General features: G+C 65.3%; 17 protein-coding genes. 10 read left to right on the plus strand and 7 right to left on the minus strand.

The genetic code is table 11. The features are described 5' to 3' along the window. The first annotated feature begins 10 nt into the window (after positions 1-10). Both A3E1_RS0104950 and A3E1_RS38970 read left to right on the plus strand, forming a co-directional pair. A complete protein-coding gene (locus A3E1_RS0104950; RefSeq protein WP_020519634.1) occupies positions 11-535 on the plus strand; it encodes a hypothetical protein in 525 nt (174 codons plus the stop codon). After that, on the plus strand, positions 529-1,116 hold the full coding sequence (locus tag A3E1_RS38970) for an ASCH domain-containing protein (protein ID WP_020519635.1): 588 nt from the start codon (positions 529-531) through the stop codon (positions 1,114-1,116). The genes A3E1_RS0104950 and A3E1_RS38970 overlap by 7 nt, the downstream gene beginning before the upstream one ends. Here A3E1_RS38970 and A3E1_RS0104960 read toward each other — a convergent pair. Further along, positions 1,063-2,448: a pyridoxal phosphate-dependent decarboxylase family protein gene (locus A3E1_RS0104960; protein WP_026208093.1), complete on the minus strand. Its 1,386-nt coding sequence runs from the start codon at positions 2,446-2,448 to the stop codon at positions 1,063-1,065. The genes A3E1_RS38970 and A3E1_RS0104960 overlap by 54 nt on opposite strands. Positions 2,449-2,475: 27 nt before the next feature. Between A3E1_RS0104960 and A3E1_RS0104965 the strand changes: the two genes are divergently transcribed. After that, on the plus strand, positions 2,476-3,021 hold the full coding sequence (locus tag A3E1_RS0104965) for a DUF4240 domain-containing protein (RefSeq protein WP_020519637.1): 546 nt from the start codon (positions 2,476-2,478) through the stop codon (positions 3,019-3,021). On the opposite strand, the gene A3E1_RS0104970 is transcribed toward A3E1_RS0104965, so the two are convergent. Continuing rightward, complete coding sequence (locus A3E1_RS0104970; RefSeq protein WP_020519638.1) at positions 3,018-3,500, minus strand: GNAT family N-acetyltransferase; 483 nt, start codon at positions 3,498-3,500, stop codon at positions 3,018-3,020. The genes A3E1_RS0104965 and A3E1_RS0104970 overlap by 4 nt on opposite strands. A gap of 27 nt (positions 3,501-3,527) precedes the next feature. Between A3E1_RS0104970 and A3E1_RS0104975 the strand changes: the two genes are divergently transcribed. After that, positions 3,528-4,583 (plus strand): winged helix DNA-binding domain-containing protein, encoded by a 1,056-nt coding sequence (locus tag A3E1_RS0104975; RefSeq protein WP_020519639.1) that lies wholly within the window; start codon positions 3,528-3,530, stop codon positions 4,581-4,583. Between the two features lie 48 nt (positions 4,584-4,631). Continuing rightward, entirely contained in the window at positions 4,632-5,888 is a 1,257-nt protein-coding gene (locus tag A3E1_RS0104980; RefSeq protein WP_020519640.1) for an HNH endonuclease signature motif containing protein, read from the plus strand. Positions 5,889-6,083: 195 nt separating this feature from the next. Here A3E1_RS0104980 and dinB read toward each other — a convergent pair whose 3' ends face one another. Then, positions 6,084-7,274 (minus strand): DNA polymerase IV, encoded by a 1,191-nt coding sequence (dinB, locus tag A3E1_RS0104985; RefSeq protein WP_020519641.1) that lies wholly within the window; start codon positions 7,272-7,274, stop codon positions 6,084-6,086. 77 nt (positions 7,275-7,351) lie between these two features. Then, positions 7,352-7,597 carry a hypothetical protein gene (locus A3E1_RS0104990; RefSeq protein ID WP_020519642.1) on the minus strand — a complete coding sequence of 82 codons (246 nt, stop codon included), beginning with the start codon at positions 7,595-7,597 and terminating at the stop codon, positions 7,352-7,354. A gap of 146 nt (positions 7,598-7,743) precedes the next feature. Between A3E1_RS0104990 and A3E1_RS0104995 the strand changes: the two genes are divergently transcribed. Next, positions 7,744-9,927, plus strand: a complete 2,184-nt coding sequence (locus tag A3E1_RS0104995; protein WP_026208096.1) for a rhamnogalacturonan lyase family protein — start codon at positions 7,744-7,746, stop codon at positions 9,925-9,927. A gap of 28 nt (positions 9,928-9,955) precedes the next feature. Here A3E1_RS0104995 and A3E1_RS0105000 read toward each other — a convergent pair whose 3' ends face one another. Beyond that, positions 9,956-10,891, minus strand: a complete 936-nt coding sequence (locus A3E1_RS0105000; protein ID WP_026208097.1) for a hypothetical protein — start codon at positions 10,889-10,891, stop codon at positions 9,956-9,958. A gap of 21 nt (positions 10,892-10,912) precedes the next feature. Then, the gene (locus A3E1_RS0105005) at positions 10,913-12,232 is read right to left on the minus strand and encodes a condensation domain-containing protein (RefSeq protein WP_026208098.1); all 1,320 of its coding nucleotides are present in this window, start codon (positions 12,230-12,232) and stop codon (positions 10,913-10,915) included. 166 nt (positions 12,233-12,398) lie between these two features. Between A3E1_RS0105005 and A3E1_RS44435 the strand changes: the two genes are divergently transcribed. The 3 genes from A3E1_RS44435 to A3E1_RS0105020 all read left to right on the plus strand — a co-directional run bounded on the left by A3E1_RS44435 (position 12,399) and on the right by A3E1_RS0105020 (position 20,008). Next, complete coding sequence (locus A3E1_RS44435; RefSeq protein ID WP_211215853.1) at positions 12,399-18,257, plus strand: ExeM/NucH family extracellular endonuclease; 5,859 nt, start codon at positions 12,399-12,401, stop codon at positions 18,255-18,257. Positions 18,258-18,575: 318 nt separating this feature from the next. Beyond that, on the plus strand, positions 18,576-19,487 hold the full coding sequence (locus A3E1_RS0105015) for a S66 peptidase family protein (RefSeq protein WP_020519647.1): 912 nt from the start codon (positions 18,576-18,578) through the stop codon (positions 19,485-19,487). A gap of 44 nt (positions 19,488-19,531) precedes the next feature. Beyond that, entirely contained in the window at positions 19,532-20,008 is a 477-nt protein-coding gene (locus A3E1_RS0105020; RefSeq protein ID WP_020519648.1) for a hypothetical protein, read from the plus strand. Here A3E1_RS0105020 and A3E1_RS0105025 read toward each other — a convergent pair. Beyond that, a complete protein-coding gene (locus A3E1_RS0105025; protein WP_020519649.1) occupies positions 20,005-20,940 on the minus strand; it encodes a methionyl-tRNA formyltransferase in 936 nt (311 codons plus the stop codon). The genes A3E1_RS0105020 and A3E1_RS0105025 overlap by 4 nt on opposite strands. A 108-nt stretch (positions 20,941-21,048) precedes the next feature. Between A3E1_RS0105025 and A3E1_RS0105030 the strand changes: the two genes are divergently transcribed. After that, entirely contained in the window at positions 21,049-22,305 is a 1,257-nt protein-coding gene (locus tag A3E1_RS0105030; RefSeq protein ID WP_020519650.1) for a lysine N(6)-hydroxylase/L-ornithine N(5)-oxygenase family protein, read from the plus strand. Positions 22,306-22,315 lie beyond the last annotated feature (10 nt).

Consider the following 22,315-nt stretch of genomic DNA (forward strand, 5'->3'; position numbering starts at 1 on the left):
GCTAAGCGATGTGAAGGGCTTCGCGAGGCGTGAGTTTCAGCTGATGCTCCTGCGCCGCATGGCCGACTTCCAGCCCGGGCTGGTCGAACAGGCATATACCGCCCTTGACGCGACGCACAAGCAATACATGGCCGCGCACAACCGCTGGGTCTCTATGCTCAAGTCGAAACGCGCGCCTCGCGGTCTCGAGCTCTACGAAGCCGTTCTCGGCCCAGCCGACAGCAAGAAATCAGTCCCGTTCGGTGACCTCACCATGACCGCGCACACCTGGCGCCTGCCCGGGCTGTGGCCCGATCTGCGCTGGGAAGTTCTCATCGGCGACCAGGGAATGGCGCTCAACGGCTGGCTCGTCAGAGCAGACGACAGCCCCATCCCGCCGCTGGAAACGTTTGAGCCGTGGGGATGTGTGGTCGGCGACATCGTGTTCCGGTTCCCTGACGCGCAGCAGGCCGATCCGCAAATCCCGTCCCAGTGGCGCATCGACCTCGGTGACCGCAGCCTTTGGTTCGTCTACGGATTGCTGCAAAAATGCTGATACCTCATGCCACACTGGCCCGCATCCAGACCGGTGAGGTCACGCTGGCGTTTCGCCGGTGGGACCGTCCACGGGTCAAGGCAGGCACCCGTTTGCGCACGTTCATTGGTCTCGTCGAGATAACCTCCGTCGAGGCGGTAACACTCAGCAAAATCACCGCCGCCGACGCGCATCAGGCCGGCTTCGCCACACGAGCGGAACTGCTTGCCTTCCTTAAGAAAGAGGGCAACCTCTACCGCATCGGGGTGCGGTTCGCCGGAGCCGATCCTCGCATCGCCCTGCGTGAAGACGCCGCGACTGACATCGGCCCGGTCACGGCCAAGGTTTTGAAACTGCCCTGGGCGGCAACGTTTCTGCGCCTGATCGCGGAACAGCCCGCCGTCAGGGCACCGGACCTGGCCGCTCAGCTCGGCTGGGAAACGGTGCCCTTCAAGCGGAATGTGCGCCGGCTCAAGGAACTCGGGTTAACCGAGAGCCTGCCCATTGGGTACCAGCTATCTCCGCGCGGCCAGGTGATCCTCGATGCGTTAGCGGGCCGCGGCCCGGCGGACGGCCTCGATGGAGGCGGCGACGTCGGCTGAGTCGGTCGACCAGTTACTCACCGATACCCGCAGCACATCCCTGCCCTGCCAACGTGACCCGGACATCCAGGCGGTCCCGTCGGCCAGCAACGCCGCCGTCACCGCGCGCGTGCGTTCATCGTCGCCAAAGGACACGCAAACCTGAGTGAAGTCAACGTCATTGAGCACCTGAGCACCCGCAATCGAGCCGATCCCGTCGGCCAGAGCCTGAGCGTGCGTCACGAAACCGTCCACGAGCTCAGCGACACCCGTGCGCCCAAGCGATCGCAGCGCCGCCCACACCGGCACCCCGCGTGCCCTTCGGGAAAGTTCAGGCACCTTCTCAAACGGGTCCGCCGGCCCGGTTTCGGCCGCTGGATTAATCAAATAACTAGCGTGTACTCCCATAGCAGTCCGCAAAGCACGGCGGTTGGCCACAATCGAGATGCCGCAGTCGTAAGGGACGTTGAGCGTCTTGTGCGCATCGGTCGCCCACGAGTCAGCGGCCGCGAAGCCCGCCGTCAGGTGCCGCAGCCGCGGTGAGGCGGCCGCCCACAACCCAAACGCCCCATCGACATGGACCCACGCGTTGTGCTCACGCGCGACAGCGATCGCGTCAGCGAACGGATCGAACGCTCCAGAGTGGACGTTTCCGGCCTGCAGACACACGATCGCCGGTCCGTCGCCTTTGGACAGTTCCTCGGCGAGAGCATCGGAGCGCACGCGGCCCTGCTCGTCAGCCTCCACCGCCGTGGGCACACCCAAACCGAGGTAACGCAACGCCAAGTCCAGCGTGTCGTGCCGCTCGGCACCCACGACGACGCGGACGCGTGGCGCACCCGTGAGTCCATCATGGTTGACGTTCCAGCCCGCTTCCGTGAGCACGTGCTGGCGCGCGGCGGCGAGACCGGTGAAGTTCGCCATCGTCGCACCCGTCACGAACCCGACATCGCTGTCGGGTGGCAAGCCCAGCAGGTCCACGACCCACCGGCCCGCGGCTTCCTCAGCGGCCGCCATAGCGGGCGTTGGGAACCGCATCGCCGAGTTCTGGTCCCACGCGCTGACCATCCAGTCGGCCCCCAGCGCCGCGGGCAGCGTGCCACCAATGACCCAGCCATAGAACCGACCCGATGGCATGGCCATCAGCCCAGGCTCCGCCAGCGCGGCCAGCTCATCCACGACAGCGGCCGCGTCAGTACCCTCATCGGGAAGTGGTTTTCCCAGCCGGCTCAGCAGTTCATCAGCGTCGGCACGTGGTGGAACAGCCCGTTCTGGGAGGGATTCAAGCCATTCGCGGGCGTGCACCACGGCACGCTCCAGCGCGGCATCATAAGCATCCTTAGGAGCGCTCACCCCTCAACTTTGGCATACTCACCGCCCATGGATACCGAAGACGTCTGGAAGCTGATCGCCCAGGCTCGGGCCGGTTTGGGCGAAGACGCCGAGGACGCCGAAGCGGTCGCTGAACGCCTGGTCGACCTGCTGGAGGAGCGCGAACCGGCTGAAATCGTCGCGTTCGCCCAGCCCTTATGGGACCTGCTCGCGATGTCCTACCGCACCGAGCTGTGGGCGGCGGCCTACCTGATCAACGGCGGGTGTTCCGACGACGGCTTCGAATACTTCCGCGGCTGGCTCATCGCCCAGGGCCGAACCGTCTACCAGCAGGCACTATCCGATCCGGATAGTCTCGCCGGAGTGCCAGCGATTCTCGCCGCGCACGCCGAAGACAACGACAACGTTGAGTGCGAAGCGATCCTGAGCGTCGCCTGGGACGCCTACGAAGCAGCGACCGGCGAAGAGCTGCCCAAAGACGCCTACCAAGTGAGCTACCCCGAGTTGGACTTCAGCTTCGACTTCGAGGACCACGACGAAATGCGCCGGCGCCTGCCGCGGCTGACCACCCTTTACTACGGCGCCATTTCTTAGTGACCGACGTTCTTCACATACCTTAGGCACGGAACCGTGATCGGACCGTCCGGCGACGGTGCCTGGTGCTCGAATTCGCCACCGTCAGACCACCCTTGCCGCTCATAGAACCGCCGCGCCCGGGAGTTACCCGCGACGACCGCGAGCCAGGCCCGGCCGTGCCCGTTGGACCTGACCTGACGTTCCGCCTCTTCGAGCAGCAGGCTGGCGATCCCCGAGCCACGATGCGCACTCAGCACATAGACCTGCTCGACCTCATCGCCGTGGACCATGATGAAACCGGCGACCTGCCCGTCGACCATCGCCACGGTGGTGTTGCCGACCAGTTCGGCCGCCCGGTCGTCGAACCACTGCGGCGTCCGCGCCTCAACAAGCGCGTCTGGCACGTGTCCTAAGTGGCCATCACGCCACCCGGAACGCCAAATCTCCGCGACCGCCGCCGCATCCCCAACCCCGCCCGCGCGGATCGTGACTCCCATGCCCCGGATCCTACTAATGTTCGTTTGGTGACGGTTCTTTCGCAGCGAGCGCTCAACCGGGCGACGCTGGAGCGGCAGCTCCTGCTGGAACGGTCCGCTGTCTCGGCTTTCGACGTCATCGAACGGCTCGCCGGGCTGCAAGCTCAGGATCCAGACCCGCCCCACATCGGGCTCTGGTCGCGGCTGCGATCGTTCACACCCGCGGATCTGATCAGCCTGCTGGAGAGCCGAAAGGTCGTGCGGGCAACGCTTTACCGCGGCACCCAGCACCTCGTGTCTTCTTCGGACTATCTGTGGCTTCAGCCGCTCCTGCAACCCGTGCAGTTGCGTGTGCAGAAAGGCGGCTTCGGCAAGGCGACCGCCGGGCTAGATCTGTCCGCCTTGGCCAAGGCGGCGCGAGACTTCATCGGCGACAGAACGGTCAGCCGTCCCGAACTCGGCCAGGAACTCGTGCGCCAGTTCCCCGGCCGCGACGCTGTCGCCCTGGCGCGAACCGTCCAGTACCTGCTGCCGATCATTCATCCACCGCCCGACGGGACATGGCGCCGCCACGGCCCGACCCCGTTCACGATGGCTCCTTCTTGGCTAGGCCGGTCGTTGGCCACGTCGCCCTCGCCACAGACGCTGATCCGCCGCTATCTCGCGGCTTTCGGTCCGGCGACGGTTGCCGATGTCCAGGCGTGGAGCGGGCTGACCCGCCTTCGGGAAGTCGTGGACGGCATGCGCTCCTCGCTGGTGGCCTTCGGCAACGACCTTTATGACGTACCCGATGGGCCGCGCCCAGACCCTGACACCCCCGCACCCGTGCGTTTCCTCGCCCCACTCGACAACGTCGTGCTGTCCTATGCGGACCGTTCCCGCCTGATGACTGACTCGCAACGCAAGCACGTTGGCGTCGAAGCGGTCGTGACCGTGGACGGTTTCGTGCGCGGCCTATGGGCACTCAAGCGCGATGTGCTCAGTGTCCGCTTGTTTAGCGGTCTGTCCAAAGCCGACAAGACTAGCGTCCTAGCGGAAGCTTCTGGCCTTCTCGCGTTCGCCGAGGCCGGTCACGACAACGTCCAGCTATCTTTGCTGGAGTGATTGCCGAACTTGTCGGACCCTGGGTCTAGTTTGGGTTTTGTGGCGGGGGTGGTTGAGGAGCTGGTGGCAGCGGTTCGTGCTGTTGCCGTTGCTGAGTCTCGCGTCGTCAAAGCCCTTGCGGCCGTTGCTCAGGAGACTCCTGTGCGGGAGTTCGCTCCGATGGAGATCGCGTCGGCGGTGACGTGGTCGCGGCAGGCGGCTACCGCCCGGCTGGCGTCAGCCCAAGAGCTGCTTGGCTTTCCGTGTGTCTTCTCCGCTCTTGCTCTTGGCGACATTGACTTGACCAAGGCTCGGATCATCGCCGAAGGTGTTTCAGTGCTCGCTTCTGAGCCTGCTTTGCGGGTTTGCGCACAGATTCTTCGTGTGGCGGCTGGTCTTACGGCCCCGCAACTGCGTGCCCGGTTGGCCCGTCTCGTGTTGAGCGAAGACCCGGCTAGCGCGGTGAAACGGCACGAGCAAAAGGTGAGCGAGCGGCGGCTGGTGTTCGAGCCTGATAGTGATGGCTGTGCCAACGTTTTTGGACTTGGCCTGCCTGCGGCGAAGGCAAGGGCGGCGATTAAAGCGGTTCAGCAACAAGCCCGCTTGGCCAAGGCCGCAGGGGACACGCGCACGATGGATCAGTTGCGCGCTGACATCTTTCTAGAGCGACTGTCCGGTAAGGACACCGGGGGCCGAGGCGGCAGCGTCGAACTGACCGTGACTGTTCAGGCTTTGGCCAACCTCGCCGAAACGCCAGGTGACCTTGCCGGGTATGGGCCGGTCATCGCCGACATCGCGCGGCAAGTCGCGGCGTTGCAAGCCAAGGCGCAGTGGACGTTCACCGCCACAGACACCAGCACTGGCAACACTTTCCACGGTGTCACTCGCCACCGCCCACAGCTCGCCCGGGTTCACACAGACGCTGCAGCTGGCGCACGTGCGAGCGGCTATCGGGAGACTCGCGGCAGTCATCACGAGGCCCGAGACGACTTGAGCGCGGGCAGATTGTCGCCGGTTGGTGAAGCGTTGGGGCGTGGGCACGGCAGACGGCCGACGGCCGAGGTGGTGCGGCACCTGCGGGCGCGGGACCGGACGTGCCAGGCGCCGGGCTGCCGAGTACCAGCTAGGGCTTGCGACCTTGACCATTGCCAAGATTGGGCGAAGGGCGGCCTGACGGAGGCGGGAAACCTGGTTCCGCTGTGCCGGCACCACCACCGGGCCAAACACCATGGCGGCTGGCGCTACTGGCGGGCAGGCCGAGGCGCTTACACTTGGCGAAGTCCGCTCGGCCGGATCTATCGCGTTGCTACGCCGACGGTGCAGTGATAGCAGCGGTTGATGCCCTCTTCAGCGTGATACCACTCGTGTGCTCCGCAGTCGGTGGTGCCTTTCGCCGCGAATCCAAGGTTGAGAAGCCACCATGGCAGGTGTCTCCTTAACCTTGTCCGCCATCGGAACCGGCCCGGATTCGCCGTCATGGGTTCAACACTACCGGCATCCGCATCGGACGATCGCTGAGCTTCAGTCAGGGAGCATGGGCATGACAAGGCCAGGGTCTTTGCCGACGAGGGCGCCGCGGGTGACGGCTGCGGAGCCGAACCGTTCGCGGACGGCGTCCATGGCTGAGTCGAGCGCGCCACGGTCTGGTTTGCGGAACGGCAATTCGAGCTGGACGAAGCCGTGGCGGCCGAGGTTGCCGACCGCGACGCCGACGAGGGTCAGGCCACGCGTCTCGATGAGCGGCAGCACTTCGGTGAGCAGATCGCGCGCGGTGTCCAAAATGGTTTGAGTGGCAGCGGTAGCGCGGGGCAAGGTGCGTGAACGCGTCGCGCGAGTGAAGTCGGCGAACCGCAAACGGAGCGTCACTGTCCTTCCGGGACGGTCGGCTTTGCGCATGCGGCCGGTGACCCGGTCGACGAGTCCCGCGAGCACGGCCTCGATTTCCTCCGGCTTTCTTGGCCTGCTGCCGAGCGCACGCTGCGCCCCGATCGAGCCACGGCGGCGGCCGACTTCGACGCGGCGCGGATCGCGGTTGTGCGCGAGGGCGTGCAGATGCCTTCCGGCGCCTTGGCCGAGCAGCGACACTAAAGTCGCCTCGCCGAGACGTGCGATTTGCCCGACGGTGCGGATGCCGCGCTCGCCGAGTTTCTCCGCGGTCACAGGACCGACGCCCCACAGCAATCGCACCGGCAGTGGATGCAGAAACGCGAGCTCACCGTCAGGCGGGACCACCAGGAGACCGTCGGGTTTGGCCACTTGACTGGCTACCTTGGCTAGGAACTTGGTGCGGGCGACGCCGACGGTGATGGGCAGCCCGACCCGGCGGCGCACTTCCTCCCGCAAACGGACCGCGATGTCGACCGGCGGGCCAGCGATGCGGTGCAGGCCACCAACGTCAAGGAACGCCTCATCGATCGAGATGCCTTCCACGAGCGGCGTCGTGTCGCGGAAGACCTCGAAAACCTCTTTGCTCGCTTGGGAATACGCCGACATCCTGGGCTCGACGACGATCGCCTCTGGGCACAGCATCCGCGCGGCTCGGCCGCCCATAGCGGTCTTGACACCACGGGCCTTGGCCTCATAACTGCAAGCCAGCACCACTCCGCCGCCCACGATCACAGGGCGGCCACGTAATCGCGGATTGTCGCGCTGCTCCACCGACGCGTAGAACGCGTCGAGGTCAGCGTGCAGGATAGATGCCAGCTCGCGCATACCTGAAGACAATAGAACACGCGTTCGAATTTCCGCTACCTGCGGCTCGACTGTCTGCCGGAAGGGGCAGTCAGAGACTAACGTCCTCGCAAAGCCGTGATGATTCTGTGCGCGGCGTAAAAAATGGCTGCCCACGTAAGCACGAACATTCCGATGACCAAGCCGTAGGGTGTGGCGCTAGGAAGGGCACACTCGCCGCCTACGCGCATGATGCATGCGCCATCGGTGGGCTTGAAGAAGAACGTGATGATCAATATCAGAATTCCGCTAATAGCAAGCCAAATGCTGGTCTTGAGCAGTCCCGGCTTCTCGTCTACGTGCATGACGCGGCAGCGTAGCACCTGCTTGCCGTGACGTATGTCGCGTTCAGAAGTACGATCGGCCTCGGAGCATGAGGCACGACTGTAAGCGCGCGGGGCAGCGCGCGGACTCCAGGCACCCAGTGCGAGCTGGGGGAGGAGACCCGAACATGCTCCACAGAAGACTTCTGGCGGCATCTGCGGCCGCGACTCTCGTGACCGGTGGCACGGCTGTGCTGCTGAGCAATGGCGCTCAAGCGGCAGCGGCGTGCCGGGTGGATTACAGCGTGACGAATTCGTGGCAAGGCGGGTTCGGCGCCAGCGTTACGGTCACTAATCTTGGCGACCCGATCAACGGGTGGTCGTTAGTGTGGAACTTCGGCGCTGGGCAGACCGTGACCCAGTTGTGGAACGGGTCGTTCACGCAGGCTGGCAGCACGGTGACAGTCCGCGACGCGGGTTACAACGCGGCCATTCCCACCAGCGGTTCCACGTCTTTTGGCTTCAACGGCAGCTGGACAGGATCAAACCCTGCGCCAGCAAGCTTTAGCGTCAACGGGACCGTCTGCAATGGATCCGCGCCACCAACGACGACGCCACCGCCAACGACCAGCCCGCCACCGCAGCCCGGGACGGGCAAACAGATGGAACGGCTTAACCGCGGGCTCATCAGTGTCCGCTCCGGAAACGGGAACTTGGTCAGCTGGCGCTGGCTGGCCACCGATCCGGCCAGCGTGGGCTTCAACGTCTACCGCAGCGGAATGAAGGCCAACGCGACACCGATCACCAGCTCCACCAACTACTTCGACAGTGGTGCGGCGGCCGGGATCGCCTACACCGTAAGGGCCGTGGTCAACGGAGTCGAACAGCCCGTCTCGGAGAACGCACTCCAGTTCAGCAACGGCTATCTCGATGTTCCCATTCAAAACCCCGATCCCACACGGTACGCGGCGAACGACGCCAGCGTCGGCGATCTCGACGGCGACGGGCAGTTAGACCTTGTGCTCAAGTGGGAGCCGCTGAACGCCAAGGACAACTCTCAGTCGGGCGTGACCGACGTGGTCTACGTTGACGGGTACAAACTCAACGGCACCAGGCTTTGGCGCATCAACCTCGGCCGCAACATCAGGGCAGGGGCGCATTACACCCAATTCCAGGTGTACGACTATGACGGCGACGGTAGAGCCGAAGTCGCCATGAAGACCGCTGATGCCACCGTGTCCGGGACGGGCCAGGTGATCGGCAACGGCAGCGCTGACTACCGTAACGCGAGCGGATATGTGCTCAGTGGGCCTGAGTTCCTGACTGTCTTCAATGGACAGACTGGAGCGGCTATGGCGACGGCGAATTACGATCCGCCCAGGGGCACGGTGAGTTCATGGGGCGATTCGTATGGCAACCGCGTCGACCGTTTCCTAGCCGGCACAGCTTATCTGGACGGACAGCGCCCGAGCCTCATCATGTCGCGCGGCTACTACACGCGGACCGTCATCGCGGCGTGGGACTTCCGTAACGGAACGCTGACCAAACGCTGGACGTTCGACTCGAACAACGCTGGCGGCCAGTATGCGGGGCAGGGCAACCATCAGCTGTCCATCGCCGACGTTGACGCTGACGGCAAGGACGAAATCATCTTCGGCGCCATGTGCGTCAACGACAACGGCCAGCCTTTGTGGAACACCGGTTTCGGGCACGGCGACGCCTTGCACGCCGGGGATCTAGTACCAGCGAGAACGGGTTTGGAGGTTTATAAGGTCTCCGAAGACAGCAGTAAGCCTGGCTCGTGGCTGGCGGATGCGCGGACCGGCCAGATCCTTTGGCAGACCGCCCCGGCGGGCGACAACGGCCGTGGTGTGTCGGGTGACGTCTGGGCCGGCAGCGCCGGTGCCGAGTCGTGGTCGTCGGCGGACGCCAATCTCAAGTCGGCGACCGGTGGAAACCTTGGCCGCAAGCCGAGTTCGGCTAACTTCCTCGCTTACTGGGACGGCGATCCGGTGCGGGAGTTACTTGACGGGACGCGCATCGACAAATACGGGACGTCTTCGGACACAAGGCTCCTGACAGCCAGCGGTGTGCATTCCAACAACGGCACCAAAGCCACACCTTCATTGAGCGGCGACCTGTTCGGAGACTGGCGCGAAGAGGTGATCTGGCCGTTGAGCGACAACACCGCGTTGCGCGTCTATGCCACGCCAGCGCCCACGGGGATAAGGATTCCGACGCTGCTGCAAGACCCGATGTACCGCGTCGCGCTGGCATGGCAGAACACCGCCTACAACCAGCCGCCGCACCCGAGCTACTTCATCGGCGACGGTATGAGCACTCCACCACGGCCCACGATCTATCAGCCGTGACGCTTGAGGGGGCTGCGTCGTAGCCCCCTCATTGCATCGACGCCTTGCACGGATGCTCAAACGACTGTGGGCAAAAGAAAACCCACAAGGCGTAGCCACGCCCGATCAGGATCTCCGTGTCGTTGCCGGCTCGACTGCCCTGATCCTCAACGGGCGCCCAGCTATCCTCGGTGCCGTTGCCGTCGTAACTGGCGATGGTGACGAGCAACGACATCGCCGAGCCACATTCGTCGCAGTCCATGGGGTATGGGTCGGTTAGGTGCCAGGAGGCGAAACCGGCGACCTTGTAGCCGGGGGAGATTGACAGGTCGGACTGATAGGACAGGTCAGAGGTCGCCTCCCAGTCCTTGATGCTTGCGCTCAGGTCCGGCGGAAGAAGCAGGCGGTACTGGTATTCGGCGACCTGCTCCGGATGAAGGACACAGGGCTCGGGCAGGTAAGAGTCCGAGACGACGACCGGCTGCGGCGGGTCGACCAGAACCTCGGTCACGCCGGAAGTGTTGCGCCACTTCAGGAAGACATGCGGACTGTAGTGCTCGTCCGGATGGTCGAGTGGGCACCAGAGCACCTGCAGCACATCAGCGTCGGCCGGCCCGATGAAATCGGGGATGTCCTTGCGGTACAGCTGCATCACCGGCAGCATCGCGATCGGGCCGTGCGCCAGCTCTTCGGGCTCCGACTCGTCCAGATCCGGCAGCTCCGGCCGTTCGCCCTTAGGCATCAGCAGGATCTGGCGCCATCGGCGTACATCATCTGGCTTAACCAGCACGGAAGCCTCGTGCTCACGCTCGCAATACGGCCACGGTTCCTCAGCCGGCCACATGAGTGGCCCGCCAACAGAGCTGTCGTGCACCGTGGGACGGCCCGCCCGAGGGTGTAGCCGCGTCGCGGTAGCCCTGTGCGCCGACAGCTCCGGGAAAATCGCCGCGATGTCAACAGGACGAGGGGGCGTGGTGCGAACCATGCCCGCTATTCAAGCACGCCGTTAGATAGCGGCATGGATGAGGCGGGACTCGATGGACAGCAGGATGTGCTCGAGGTCGGTGGGGGATAGGGCGGCGGTGTCGGCGCGCAGGGTGTAGTTGAGGGTGCCGGGGACGGCGTTGATGTTGAGGTAGGCGGTCACGTCGGTGTTGTCGTAGCGCACGCCGGGGGTGAGGCGTGACAACGGTTGTGCGGCAAGGATGCTGGCTCGCGAAGGGGCGACGCCGTCGAAGCCGGCCACGGTACGCCGGCGGTCGTTGAAGTAGCACAAGGGATCCGGGGCGAAGCCTAGTTCAGCTTCCAGAGCTGAGAGCAAAGCCCATAGCGAACGCGGGTCGTAGTAGGCGTGCTTGCCGGCGGCGAGCTGACTGCGCCATGCCGCCGCGGCGACGTCGAGCAATGGGCCGCCGGTGGAGACGGCGCACAGTCCAGCCTGGACAAGGATGCTCACCGAGTCACGGAACCCGGGCCGGAACCGGTTGCTGACCTGAGTGCGGATGACGCGGCGGGCGACGCCGGTGACTTCCGCTAGAGCGGAAGCGTAGGCGGCCATGAGAAGAGGGCCGGAAGGCAGTCCGGTGCGCACGGAAAGTGCTTGCAACGCAAGCAAAGCAGCAGGCGAGTCATAGGTCGCCTCCCAGTATCGAGGCGAGCGTGGCGGCAACTGTCCAAACTGGGGCACCGGATTGTCCCGCAACACGGATTCCCAATAGCGCAGCGAAGCCGCGCTCTGGCGTAAGGCCGACGCTCCGCGTTGCTGGCGGGCCAAGTCCATGGGCTGGACGCCAGAGCGCGGGCCAAGGTGCTGCCCGGTCGACTGGTCCAGCAGCGCTAAATCCCGGGCGAGCGCGTCGAAACCGTAGCCGTCGATGACCACGTGCGGGTACATCGCCACGAAATGCGCGGGCTTGCCCGCCTGCTGAACGACGGCCATCCGTACCGGCCAATCGGTTTCCAGTTCAAACGGCTCCGACGCGAACCGGGCCCGGACAGTTTCGGCGACCGCGGCCGGATCATCAAGCGTGTCAACGACTTCCAGTGCCACTTCGCCGGAGGCCGACAGCACTTGCGACGGTGTGCCATCGGGACTCAGCTGGATGCGTGTGCGCAAGGACTGATGACGGCTCACGATGAACGACAGCAAATGGGCGATCTGCTCCACGGTCGTCCCCGCCGCCAGGGGCATCGTCCCGCCAGCCATGCGCGGTGTGCCCGACATCCGCATCATGAACCAAACGTCCCATTGCCCCCACGTGAGTTCTTCTGTCCCGGAGCCATCGCCCGAAAACGGGACAAGCATTATCGACGAAGATGACCGCATCCCGTCAATATAAACAGACTCAAAACCATCATTGTGTACGCTGTGAGCCCCGCCCGCTTTAACGCACAGTAGCCAAAGGCTGAACCTTCATCACCGCACTTCCATGTACACACATCGTCACCTAACGTGGCTGTGCCGACTGTCCCTACCAGACGGAGGATCCCCCGTGCCCCGTTTTTCCACTTCACGTTTGCACCGGCCACCATGGCTATCCCGGAAAGTCGCCCGGATACTGGCGATGGTGCTGGCCGTGCCGCTGGCGATCGTCGTCGTGGGCCAGCCCGCGAGCGCGGCCGGCTTTAGCCCGGGCAACCTTGTCGTCCTGCGCGTGGGCACGGGAGCGGCTGCCCTGAACAGTGCCGCGACACCGGTGTTCCTGGACGAATACACGCCAGCGGGAGCTTTGGTGCAGACCATCGCCCTGCCGATCGCTGGTGCGGGGGACCAGCGCCGGCTGACGATGAGTGGTTCGGCGACGTCGGAGGGCGCCTTGGCGCTGTCCGCTGACGGGCGGTTCCTGACGATGGCCGGTTATGACACCGACCCCGGCACGGCCAGTGTCGCGAGCTCGACAACGGCGGCTGTGCCGCGTGTCGTCGGGCGCGTTGACGGCAACGGCACCATCGACACCGCTACCGCGATCACGGATGCCTTCAGCGGCAACAACGTTCGCGGTGCCGTCTCCGATGACGGCAGCCGGTTCTGGGTGAGCGGTGCCAGCGGCGGTGTGCGGCTAGCCGCTCTTGGCAGTGGCGGGGCGACCACGCAGATCAATAGCGCGGCTCCCGTGAACATCAGGGCGGTCGGCATCGCTGGTGGCCAGCTGACCATCTCCACGGGCAGTGGCACGACCGGGGTTTACGCGGTCGGGTCTGGCCTGCCAGCGACCGGCGGGCAGACACCGACGCTGACGATCCCTGTGCCCAGCCCCTATGGCTTCGTCGCTCTCGACCGCAGCCCAGCCGTGTCCGGAGTGGACACCCTCTACATCGCCGACGATTCGGGCAGCCCCAACGGTGGCGTCCTCAAGTTCAGCTTCGATGGCACGACGTGGACCGCACGAGGCTCGATCCGTCCCGCGTCCAGTGGCGCCAGGGGACTCACGGGCTCGGTGACCGGCGGGACGGCGACGTTGTACGCCACGACCACCGCTGGCACGGGTCAGCTGGTCAAGGTCGAAGACACGGCCGTGTTTGACGCCGCGCTGTCGGCGACGCCCGTCACGCTGGCTTCCGGTGTGGCGAACACGGCCCTGCGTGGCGTCGCGTTCACCCCGGCCGCATCGGTCGCGGGGCCTGTGATCACGGGACAGCCGCAGGACACGACGGTCGCGACGGGTGGTTCGGCGACGTTGAGTGTCACCGCCAGCGGCACGGGACCGCTGTCCTACCAGTGGTACTCAGGAACCTCAGGCGACACCGCCAATCCGATCTCCGGCGCGACCGGTGCCTCGTATACGACGCCGGGACTGACCGCCACCATGACATTCTGGGTGCGCGTGAGCGGACCGGGCGGCAGCGCGGACAGTACAACCGCGACAGTGACCGTCAACAACACCCCGAACACAGCGCCCAGCATCACCCCGGCTCCGGTCGAGGCGCTGGCGCTGACGCTCGGTGACCCGGACAACCCGCCGGCCCTGCGCACCGTCAACGTCAACGACGCTGAGACACCGGCTGACGGGCTGACCGTCACGGTCGAGTCCAGCAACACGGCTGTCGCCGCCGGCGGCACGACGGGCACGGGATCGACCAGAACCCTGACGGTCACCCCCGCTGGCGTCGGCCACGCCACGCTGACGGTCACCGTGTCTGACGGCGCGCTGAGCGCGACGACGACGTTCCCGGTCGCGGTGTCTGGCGTTCTACCCGTGGGCACGCGTAACCATTACGGGGCAAGCGATGCCAGCACCGCCATCGATCTCGGCGACGGCACGATGCTCGTGGCTGACGATGAGACCAATGTGCTACGCCGTTACGATCGCGTGCACTCGCGGTACCCCCTGGAGGTCTTTGATCTGCGTGCCGCGGGCCTGGCCCTGCGCGACAGCAATGTGACGCGCGAAATCGACATCGAAGCGTCGGCGCGCCTGGGGAACACGGTCTTCTGGGTCGGCTCGCACGGGCAGAACTCGTCGGGCAACACCCGGCTCAACCGGCAAGAGTTCTTTACCACCAACCTCTCCGGCACCACGGTGAGCCTCGGCGGCAGCTACCAGTTGCTGCGCGATGACCTAATCGCCTGGGATCAGTCCAATGGCGACAGTCTCGGCCTCGCCGCCGCGGCGACCCGCGCGCCTGAGGCGAATCCGGCCGGCTTCAACATCGAGGGCGCCGAGTTCACCACCGACGGCTCAAGCCTGCTGCTCGGCTTCCGTGGACCACTGAGCGCTGACAGCAAAGCGATCGTCGTTCCGCTGACGAACCCGGCCGCTCTTGTCGCTGGCAACCCGACGACCGGGGTGACCGCGAGCTTTGGTACGCCACTGCTTTGGGACCTCGGCGGCCGCGGCGTGCGCGAGATTCGCCGCAACAGCACCGGGCAGTACCTCATCATCGCCGGGCCGACCGACGCCGGAACCGGCGCCGCCGGCGAATACCGCTTCTACAGCTGGGACGGTAACCCGGCCAGCCAGCCGCTGCTGCGCGCCGGATCGCTGGACGCCGTTGCCGGGCCTGGCAAGCCGGAATCCATGGTGGACGTTCCCAGCCCGCTGACGAACGCCTCAACCGTGCAGGTGCTGACCGACGCTGGCGACACGGTATTCTACGGCGACGGCATCATCGCGAAGGAACTCGCGCCGGTGCTGCGCAAGTCCACCAGCGCAACGGTTTCCGTGGGTGCCGCGCCCGCCTGCCTCGGCAGCGTGGCCAGCATCGGCTCGGTGCAAGGCGCCATGGAGACCAGCCCGGTCAACGGGCAGACCGTGGCGGTCCGCGGCACGGTCGTGGGCGATCACGAGGGCGCATCGCCGGCCCTGCGTGGCTTCTACTTGCAGGACACCGGAGACGGAACGTCACTGACTTCCGACGGCATCTTCGTTTTCACGGGCGGGGCCAACCTCGTCTCGCTCGGTGATGTCGTTGAGGTCACGGGCGCGGTCTCGGAGTTCCAGGGACAGACGCAAATCACCACTAGCGCCAGTGGCGTATCTCCTTGCGGCACCTCAGGTTCGGTGAACCCAGTCAACGTGACGCTGCCAGTCTCGTCGCCAGAAGTCCTGGAACGCTACGAGGGCATGCTGATCCGCGTGAACCAGACGCTGACCGTGACCGAGCACTTCCAGCTCGGCCGCTTCGGCCAGGTCGTGGTGTCCTCAGGTAGCCGGCTGCGCCAGCCCACGTCAGACATCCGCGCCACCGACACGGCAGCCGTCGTCGCGGCACAGGCCGCTAACAACCGCAACCGGCTCATCATCGATGACTCGCTGCAGAGCCAGAACCCCGACCCGATCGTGTGGGCCCGTGGTGGGCAACCGCTTTCGGCCAGCAACACGCTGCGCGGTGGCGACACCGTGACCAACCCGGTTGGCGTGCTGACCTACACGTGGGGCGGAAACGCGGCCAGCGGCAACGCATACCGGCTGCGCCCGCTAGGCGCGCTCGGTGGCTCAGCGGTCTTCGACGAGGCCAACCCGCGTCCCGCCACCGTTCCGGACACGGGTTCCGGCCCGGTCAAGGTGGCCAGCGCCAACCTGCTCAACTTCTTCAACACCTTTACGGGCTGCACCCTTGGTACTCAAGGAGCAGTCACCGAGTGCCGTGGCGCCAGCGACACCACGGAGTATCAGCGGCAGCTCGCCAAAGAGGTGGCGTCCCTTCGCTTCCTGAACGCCGATGTCATCGGTTACATGGAAATGGAAAACGACGGCTACGGACCGTCCAGCGCGGTTCAGGCGCTCGTCAACGCCCTAAACGCGGCTGACGGCCCAGGCACGTGGTCGTTTGTGGACGCTGACGCCGCCACCGGTGTCATCGACGTCGCCGGAACGGATGCCATCAAGACCGGCATCATCTACCGCACGGCAGCCGTGCAGCCCGTCGCCGGCGCGACGTTCGTCAACCAGAACGCCATCTACGAACGGCGTCCCGTGGCCCAGACGTTCGTCACCCCAGCCGGGGCACGGTTCACCGTGGTGGGCAACCACTTCAAGTCCAAGGGCTCCTGCCCGGCCAGTGGTCCCGACGCCGATCAGGGCGACGGTCAAAGCTGCTGGAACCCACGCCGCACCGCCCAGGCCATCGAGCTCGCCCGCTGGATCGGCGAGGTCGTCGTGCCAGCGGCCGGTGACCCGGACGTGATGATCGTGGGCGACTTGAACTCCTACGCCGGTGAAGACCCGATCGCGGCCCTCGAAAACGCCGGTTATGTCAACCTTGTCAAGGCATTCCACGGTTCCTCGGCTTACTCTTACGTGTTTGACGGGCAGTGGGGTTACCTCGACTACGTGATGTCCTCAGCCTCGCTGACCGCTCAGGTCACCGGCGCGGCCGACGCGCACCACAACGCCGACGAACCGTCTGTCTTGGACTATCTGACCGACTTCAAGAGCCCGGGGCAGATCGTCTCGCTCTACGCTCCTGACCGGTTCCGCACGAGCGACCACGACCCCGTGGTGGCCGGGCTCGACCTTGGTGTCGCGGCATCGATCTCGGGCACGCCGCCGGCCGGTGTGGTCGGGGATCCGTACCTGTTCTCTTTCACCCTCGGTGGCACGGGACTGGTCACGACCTCGGTCGCCTCTGGCACGCTGCCGCCAGGGGTGAGTTTGACGGCCAACGGTTCCCTGACCGGAACCCCCACGGCGGCAGGCACTTTCGCGTTCACCGTGTCGGCGTCGAACGCGTTCGGCTCGGCGTCAGTGCCCGTAACGGTTACCGTGGCCCGAGGCGTGTCCGCCGTGACGGTCGCGGTTTCCCCGAACCCTGTGCTGACCGGCAACCCGGTCACGCTGACCGCTTCGGTAACGGCGCCGGTCGCACCGACCGGAACCGTCACGTACTTCGACGGGGCCACTTCCCTAGGCGCCGTCGCGGTGGGGGCTCCCCTCAGCGTGACATTGCCGGTGGGATCACACTCGATAACGGCGGCTTACTCGGGTGACACGTCGCTCAATCCGTCCACATCGGATGCTGTCGTCCTGGCCGTGATCGACGGTGTGACCCTGGGCGACACGTTGCCGGACGGCACGGTCGGCTCGCCTTATGCGGCAACGGTTCCGTTCACGGGCGGTCAGCCGGTGACGTTTACGATCACCGCCGGTGCTTTGCCGCCAGGGCTGACGCTGTCGTCCTCGGGTTCGATCACGGGTGTGCCCACGACGGCTGGCGGTTTCGCCTTCACCATCAAGGCCACCAACCCCGTGAGCACGGCATCGCAGGCTTATGCGGTGACCATCGCCAAGGCGGCGACCACGACCGTGGTGACGTCCTCGGCTAGCCCGTCGATCGTTGGCGGCGCGGTGCGTTTCACCGCAACGGTTTCCGGTCCGCTCACGCCGGGTGGGACGGTCCAGTTCACGGTCGATGGCGCACCCGTCGGTGGGCCGGTCACCCTAAGCGGTGGGGTCGCCGTGAGCAGCCCCATCGCGACCCTGTCGACCGGAGCACACAGCGTCAAGGCCGTGTATTCCGGCAGCGGATCGTTCCTGGGCAGTGAAGGCACCTTCACCCAGATCGTCCACTATGCAGTGAAGCTCACGTCACCTGCTCCCGGAGCCCGGTTCACCGCTGGCTCCATCGTGCCGGTGAGCTTCCAGCTGACTGACGCCGCGGGCAACCCGATCCCGGTCGGGGAGTCGATTCTGCTCGTCGTATCCGGCCGGGTCACCGTGTCGGCGAGTGGAGCACAGTCGTTGCCAGCGGTCCGCCCGCTCTACGACCCGTTCTCCCGTTCGTTCGTCCTGCCGTGGTTCACCACACCGAAGTTCCTCGGCGGGGCGACCGGCCCGGTAACCATCACGATCGCGGTCACCCACCCGGGAACCGCCGCACAGACCCAAACCGTGAGCATCACGCTCACCTGATACTCCCGGCCGGCCGCGACGCTCACGCCAAGCGCGGTAGATGCGGGCAACTATGCGGTGGCTGGGCGCTTCACGTGCCCGGCCCACCCGCAGGTCAGCACACCTTCGCCAACCCCCTTTGCTCTGCACCCATCGGGGCACAAATATGCAGCGTGCCGCGTCTCTATAGGTGCAAAGCAAAGGGGGTTTTCACACCTACCTCCACCTGGGCCGCTAGTGATCGCTTAACGCGGAGCCTCGGCGCATAACTCCAGCGGAGTTCGGCCAAGGGCGAAGGTGTGGGGCGCCAGGCTCGGATGAGCAGGTAGCGTTCGGCGCGTGACTCAAGATGTGCTGCGCCCGGCCCTGCTCAAAGAAGGCGACAACGTCGCCCTGATCTCACCGTCGGGTCCCGTGCCTCACGACCGCATTGAGGCGGCGGTCAGTGTGCTGAGCGGCTGGGGGCTGCGGCCGCACGTTTTCCCGAACGCGCGCGGCAATCACCGCTACTTCTCGGGGCTTGATGAGGCGAGGCTCGCCGACCTCAACACCGCCATCAGGGACGCCAGCATTCGGGCGATTTGGTGCCTGCGCGGTGGCTATGGCATGCAGCGCATCGTGGATGACGTGGATTTCGCCACGCTCAAAGCCGATCCCAAGCTCGTCATCGGGTTCTCCGACATCACGGCTTTGCATTTCGCCCTGTGGCAACGGCTCCGCCTGGTGAGCGTGCACGGTCCGGTCGCGGCGCAGTTTGATAAGGGCGCGGACTCCCTGACGGCTCGCGCGGCCAAGCATGCCGTGATGTCGGGCGAGCCCGTTGTGCTGACAGTTGACCCGGCCGAAGCCTCCGCTCCGGCTAGGACGGAAGGCACCGCCTCGGGACCGCTCCTCGGTGGCAACCTATCGCTTATCGCCGCCTCGACGGGGACGCAGGACATGCCTAGTCTCGCCGGAACCGTTGTGTTGCTTGAGGAAGTGGACGAGCCGCACTACAAAGTGGACCGGATGCTCAACCACCTGTGCCGGGCAGGCGCCTTCGAAGGCGTCGCGGGATTCGCCGTCGGGCAGTTCACGAACTGTCCCGAAGCGGCCGACATCATCTTGGATCGCCTCGGGCACCTGGGCGTGCCGATCCTCGGGGGTCTGCCGATCGGGCACGGCGATCAGCACTACGCCGTCCCGCACGGCAGCATGTCCACCCTGGACGTCGCGTCCTCGACGCTGACCGTCAGCCCGGTGACAGGCTGACGCGCCTTGTTGCAAAATGCTGGCAATAAGGGAACACTTCCTGCGTGGGGCCCAGTATCGAGATCGAGGTGTTGCTGCTCTCCGAGCGGGACGGCTGTCTGAACTACCGTGCTGTCCGGGAAATCCTGCCGGCCTTCGTGCACCCCGACGATGCCGCGCGGCAACTGGCCGGGCTAACCACGTGCACGTCCGGCGGGCTGCTGCACTCGACCTCGTGGCGGCCTGTCAGTGGCGGCATCGTCCTCACCTATGCGGCGGTTCCAGACCTGCACCCTGAGCGGGGAGCGACCCCGGTTCAGGTCGATGCGATGGCCTGCGCGGGTCATCCTCTTGCACCAAGTCCGGAGCATGTCGAGCTTGACGCGGTGGCCGCACACGCGTGCCGGCACTTGGCCCTGCTTCAGCAAACCGATGAACAGGTCATGTGCGCGGCCACTCAGCTGCCGGCTTTCTGGCAGCTGATCGCCAAACTGCTTCCCGGCACTGCGGGAGCGCTTACGCCGGTGCGCCTAGGCGGTTAGCCGAGGTAGCCGCCCATAGACGCGAAGTATTCGAGGGCGGGCAGGCGAGTGCCGTCCTCGGTGCGGACCTCGGTGATGGCCAGGCCGTGGTTGTGGCCGCGGCGGGCGTCGGCTCCGGCGACGATGACAACGCCATCGCGTTCCCTGATGAAGACGCGCCCCGGAGTGCCGCCGTAGCGGCGGTCAGAAACGCGAGCTTTGGTCACGCGCAGCTTCTGTCCATTGTGGATGGTGAACGCGTTGGGGTAGGGGTCTGACTGTGCCCGCACCAGGCGTTCGATCTCCTCGGCCGGCCACGTCCAGTCGATGCGGCTGTCTTCGACCGACCGCTTGTGGAAGAAGCTCGCCTTCGCCCGGTCCTGCTTGGCCCAGTCGGTGCGGCCGGACTGGATCTGGGCCAGCCCTTCGATCGTGATCGGCCCGAACATCTTGACGGTCTTATGGAACAGGTCGGTGGTGGTGTCCGTGTCCTCGACCGGGACGGCCCACTGCAAGACGATGTCACCGGCGTCGAGGTCGCCATCCATCATGTGCGCGGTGACGCCGACTTCCTTCTCGCCGTTGATGAGTGCCCAGAGCAGCGGGGCGAATCCGGCGTAGGCGGGCAGCAGCGAGTCGTGCACATTGAGCGTGCCCAGCCGGGCGGCCGTGAAGATCTCCGGTGGGATCCAGGTGCGCCAGTTTGTTGCCACGATCACATCGGCTTTGGCGGCAACGACGTGTGAAGTGAGCTCATCGTCGGGCCGGTTCTTGATGACCACTGGAACACCATGCTGAGCTGCGAGATCGGCGACCGAGTCGTCCCAGATTTTCTCATATGCGTGATCACTCTTGGGATGGGTGACGACGAGAACGACCTCGTGCGCCGACTCCAGCAGAGCCTGAAGTGTTCTATGACCCCAGGTCTGATAGCCCATTAGGACGACGCGCATGAATTTCTCCTTCGAAGTGGACGGCTGGGCTTGACTAGTTAAGCAAGGCAACCCTAAGTTAAGCAAGCCTAACCTAAACCGACGTGTGTGGATGTGGGGAGAAACCCAGTGACGGACCAGATTTTTGATCTCGCCGGAATTGGTTTCGGCCCCTCGAATCTGGCCCTCGCCATCGCCGTCAGCGAGCTGGAGACGTCCGATAACCCGGTCAGCGCGGTTTTCCTTGAGCGCCAAGAACAATTTGGCTGGCATCGCGGCATGCTGCTGGAGAACGCGACGATGCAGGTCTCGTTTCTCAAAGACCTGGTGACTTTGCGCAATCCCGTTAGCCCCTTCAGCTTTCTGTCCTATCTGCACGAACAAGGCCGGCTGCTCGATTTCATCAACCACAAGAGCCTTTTCCCATTGCGCATCGAGTTTCACGACTACCTCGAATGGGCGGCGGCGCAGGTGCGGCACCTGGTGCGGTATAGCCACGAGGCCGTAGACGTCTTCCTGACCGGTGATCACTTTGAGGTGATCGTTCAGGGGCCGCGGACCGCTGAGGTCATTAAGGCGCGCAACCTCGTCTTCGCCACCGGGCTGCAGCCGTGCTTCCCCGACGGGATCACCGGATCGGCCCGGATCTGGCACAGCGGCGAGTTGCTCTCCAAAGTGGACACGCTTTCGGGAGTACCGGCTGGATTTGTGGTCGCGGGGTCCGGGCAAAGCGCGGCGGAAGTCACCTCGTTCCTGCATGACCGGTTCCGGCAGGCCGATATCGCCGCGGTCTTCGGCCGGTACGGCTACAGCCCGGCCGACGACAGCCCGTTCGCTAACCGGATCTTCGACCCGGCGGCCGTGGACGACTTCTTCCACGCGCCACAGGAAATCAAAGAACTGATGACGGCCTACCACCGCAACACGAACTACTCGGTCGTCGACATGGATCTCATCAACGAGCTCTATCGCCTGTCGTACCAAGAAAAAGTGCTCGGCGTGCAACGGCTGCACCTGCACAACATGTCCCGGCTCATCGAAGCCGAGGAGCAGGAAGGTGGCGTGCGGGCGACTGTCGAGTCGCTCCTGACCGGCGAAAAGCGTTACCTGGACGCCGATGTGCTGGTCTGCGCGACCGGCTACCGTCCCGCCGACCCGGGCCCGGTGTTAGGGACCGTTGCCGGGCAGTTGCGCCGCGACGAGAACGGGCGGCTCAAAGTTGGCCGCGACTACCGGCTTCAGCCGCGCACAGACATGGCGCCCGGCATCTACTTGCAAGGGGGAACCGAGCACACGCACGGCATCACCTCCTCGCTGCTTTCCAACACAGCGGTGCGCGCGGGTGAGATCCTGCAGTCCATCCGCTCGCTCGTGCCGTCGCGCTAAGCGCCGAAAA

This window comes from Catelliglobosispora koreensis DSM 44566, assembly GCF_000379685.1.
Taxonomy (GTDB): domain Bacteria; phylum Actinomycetota; class Actinomycetes; order Mycobacteriales; family Micromonosporaceae; genus Catelliglobosispora; species Catelliglobosispora koreensis.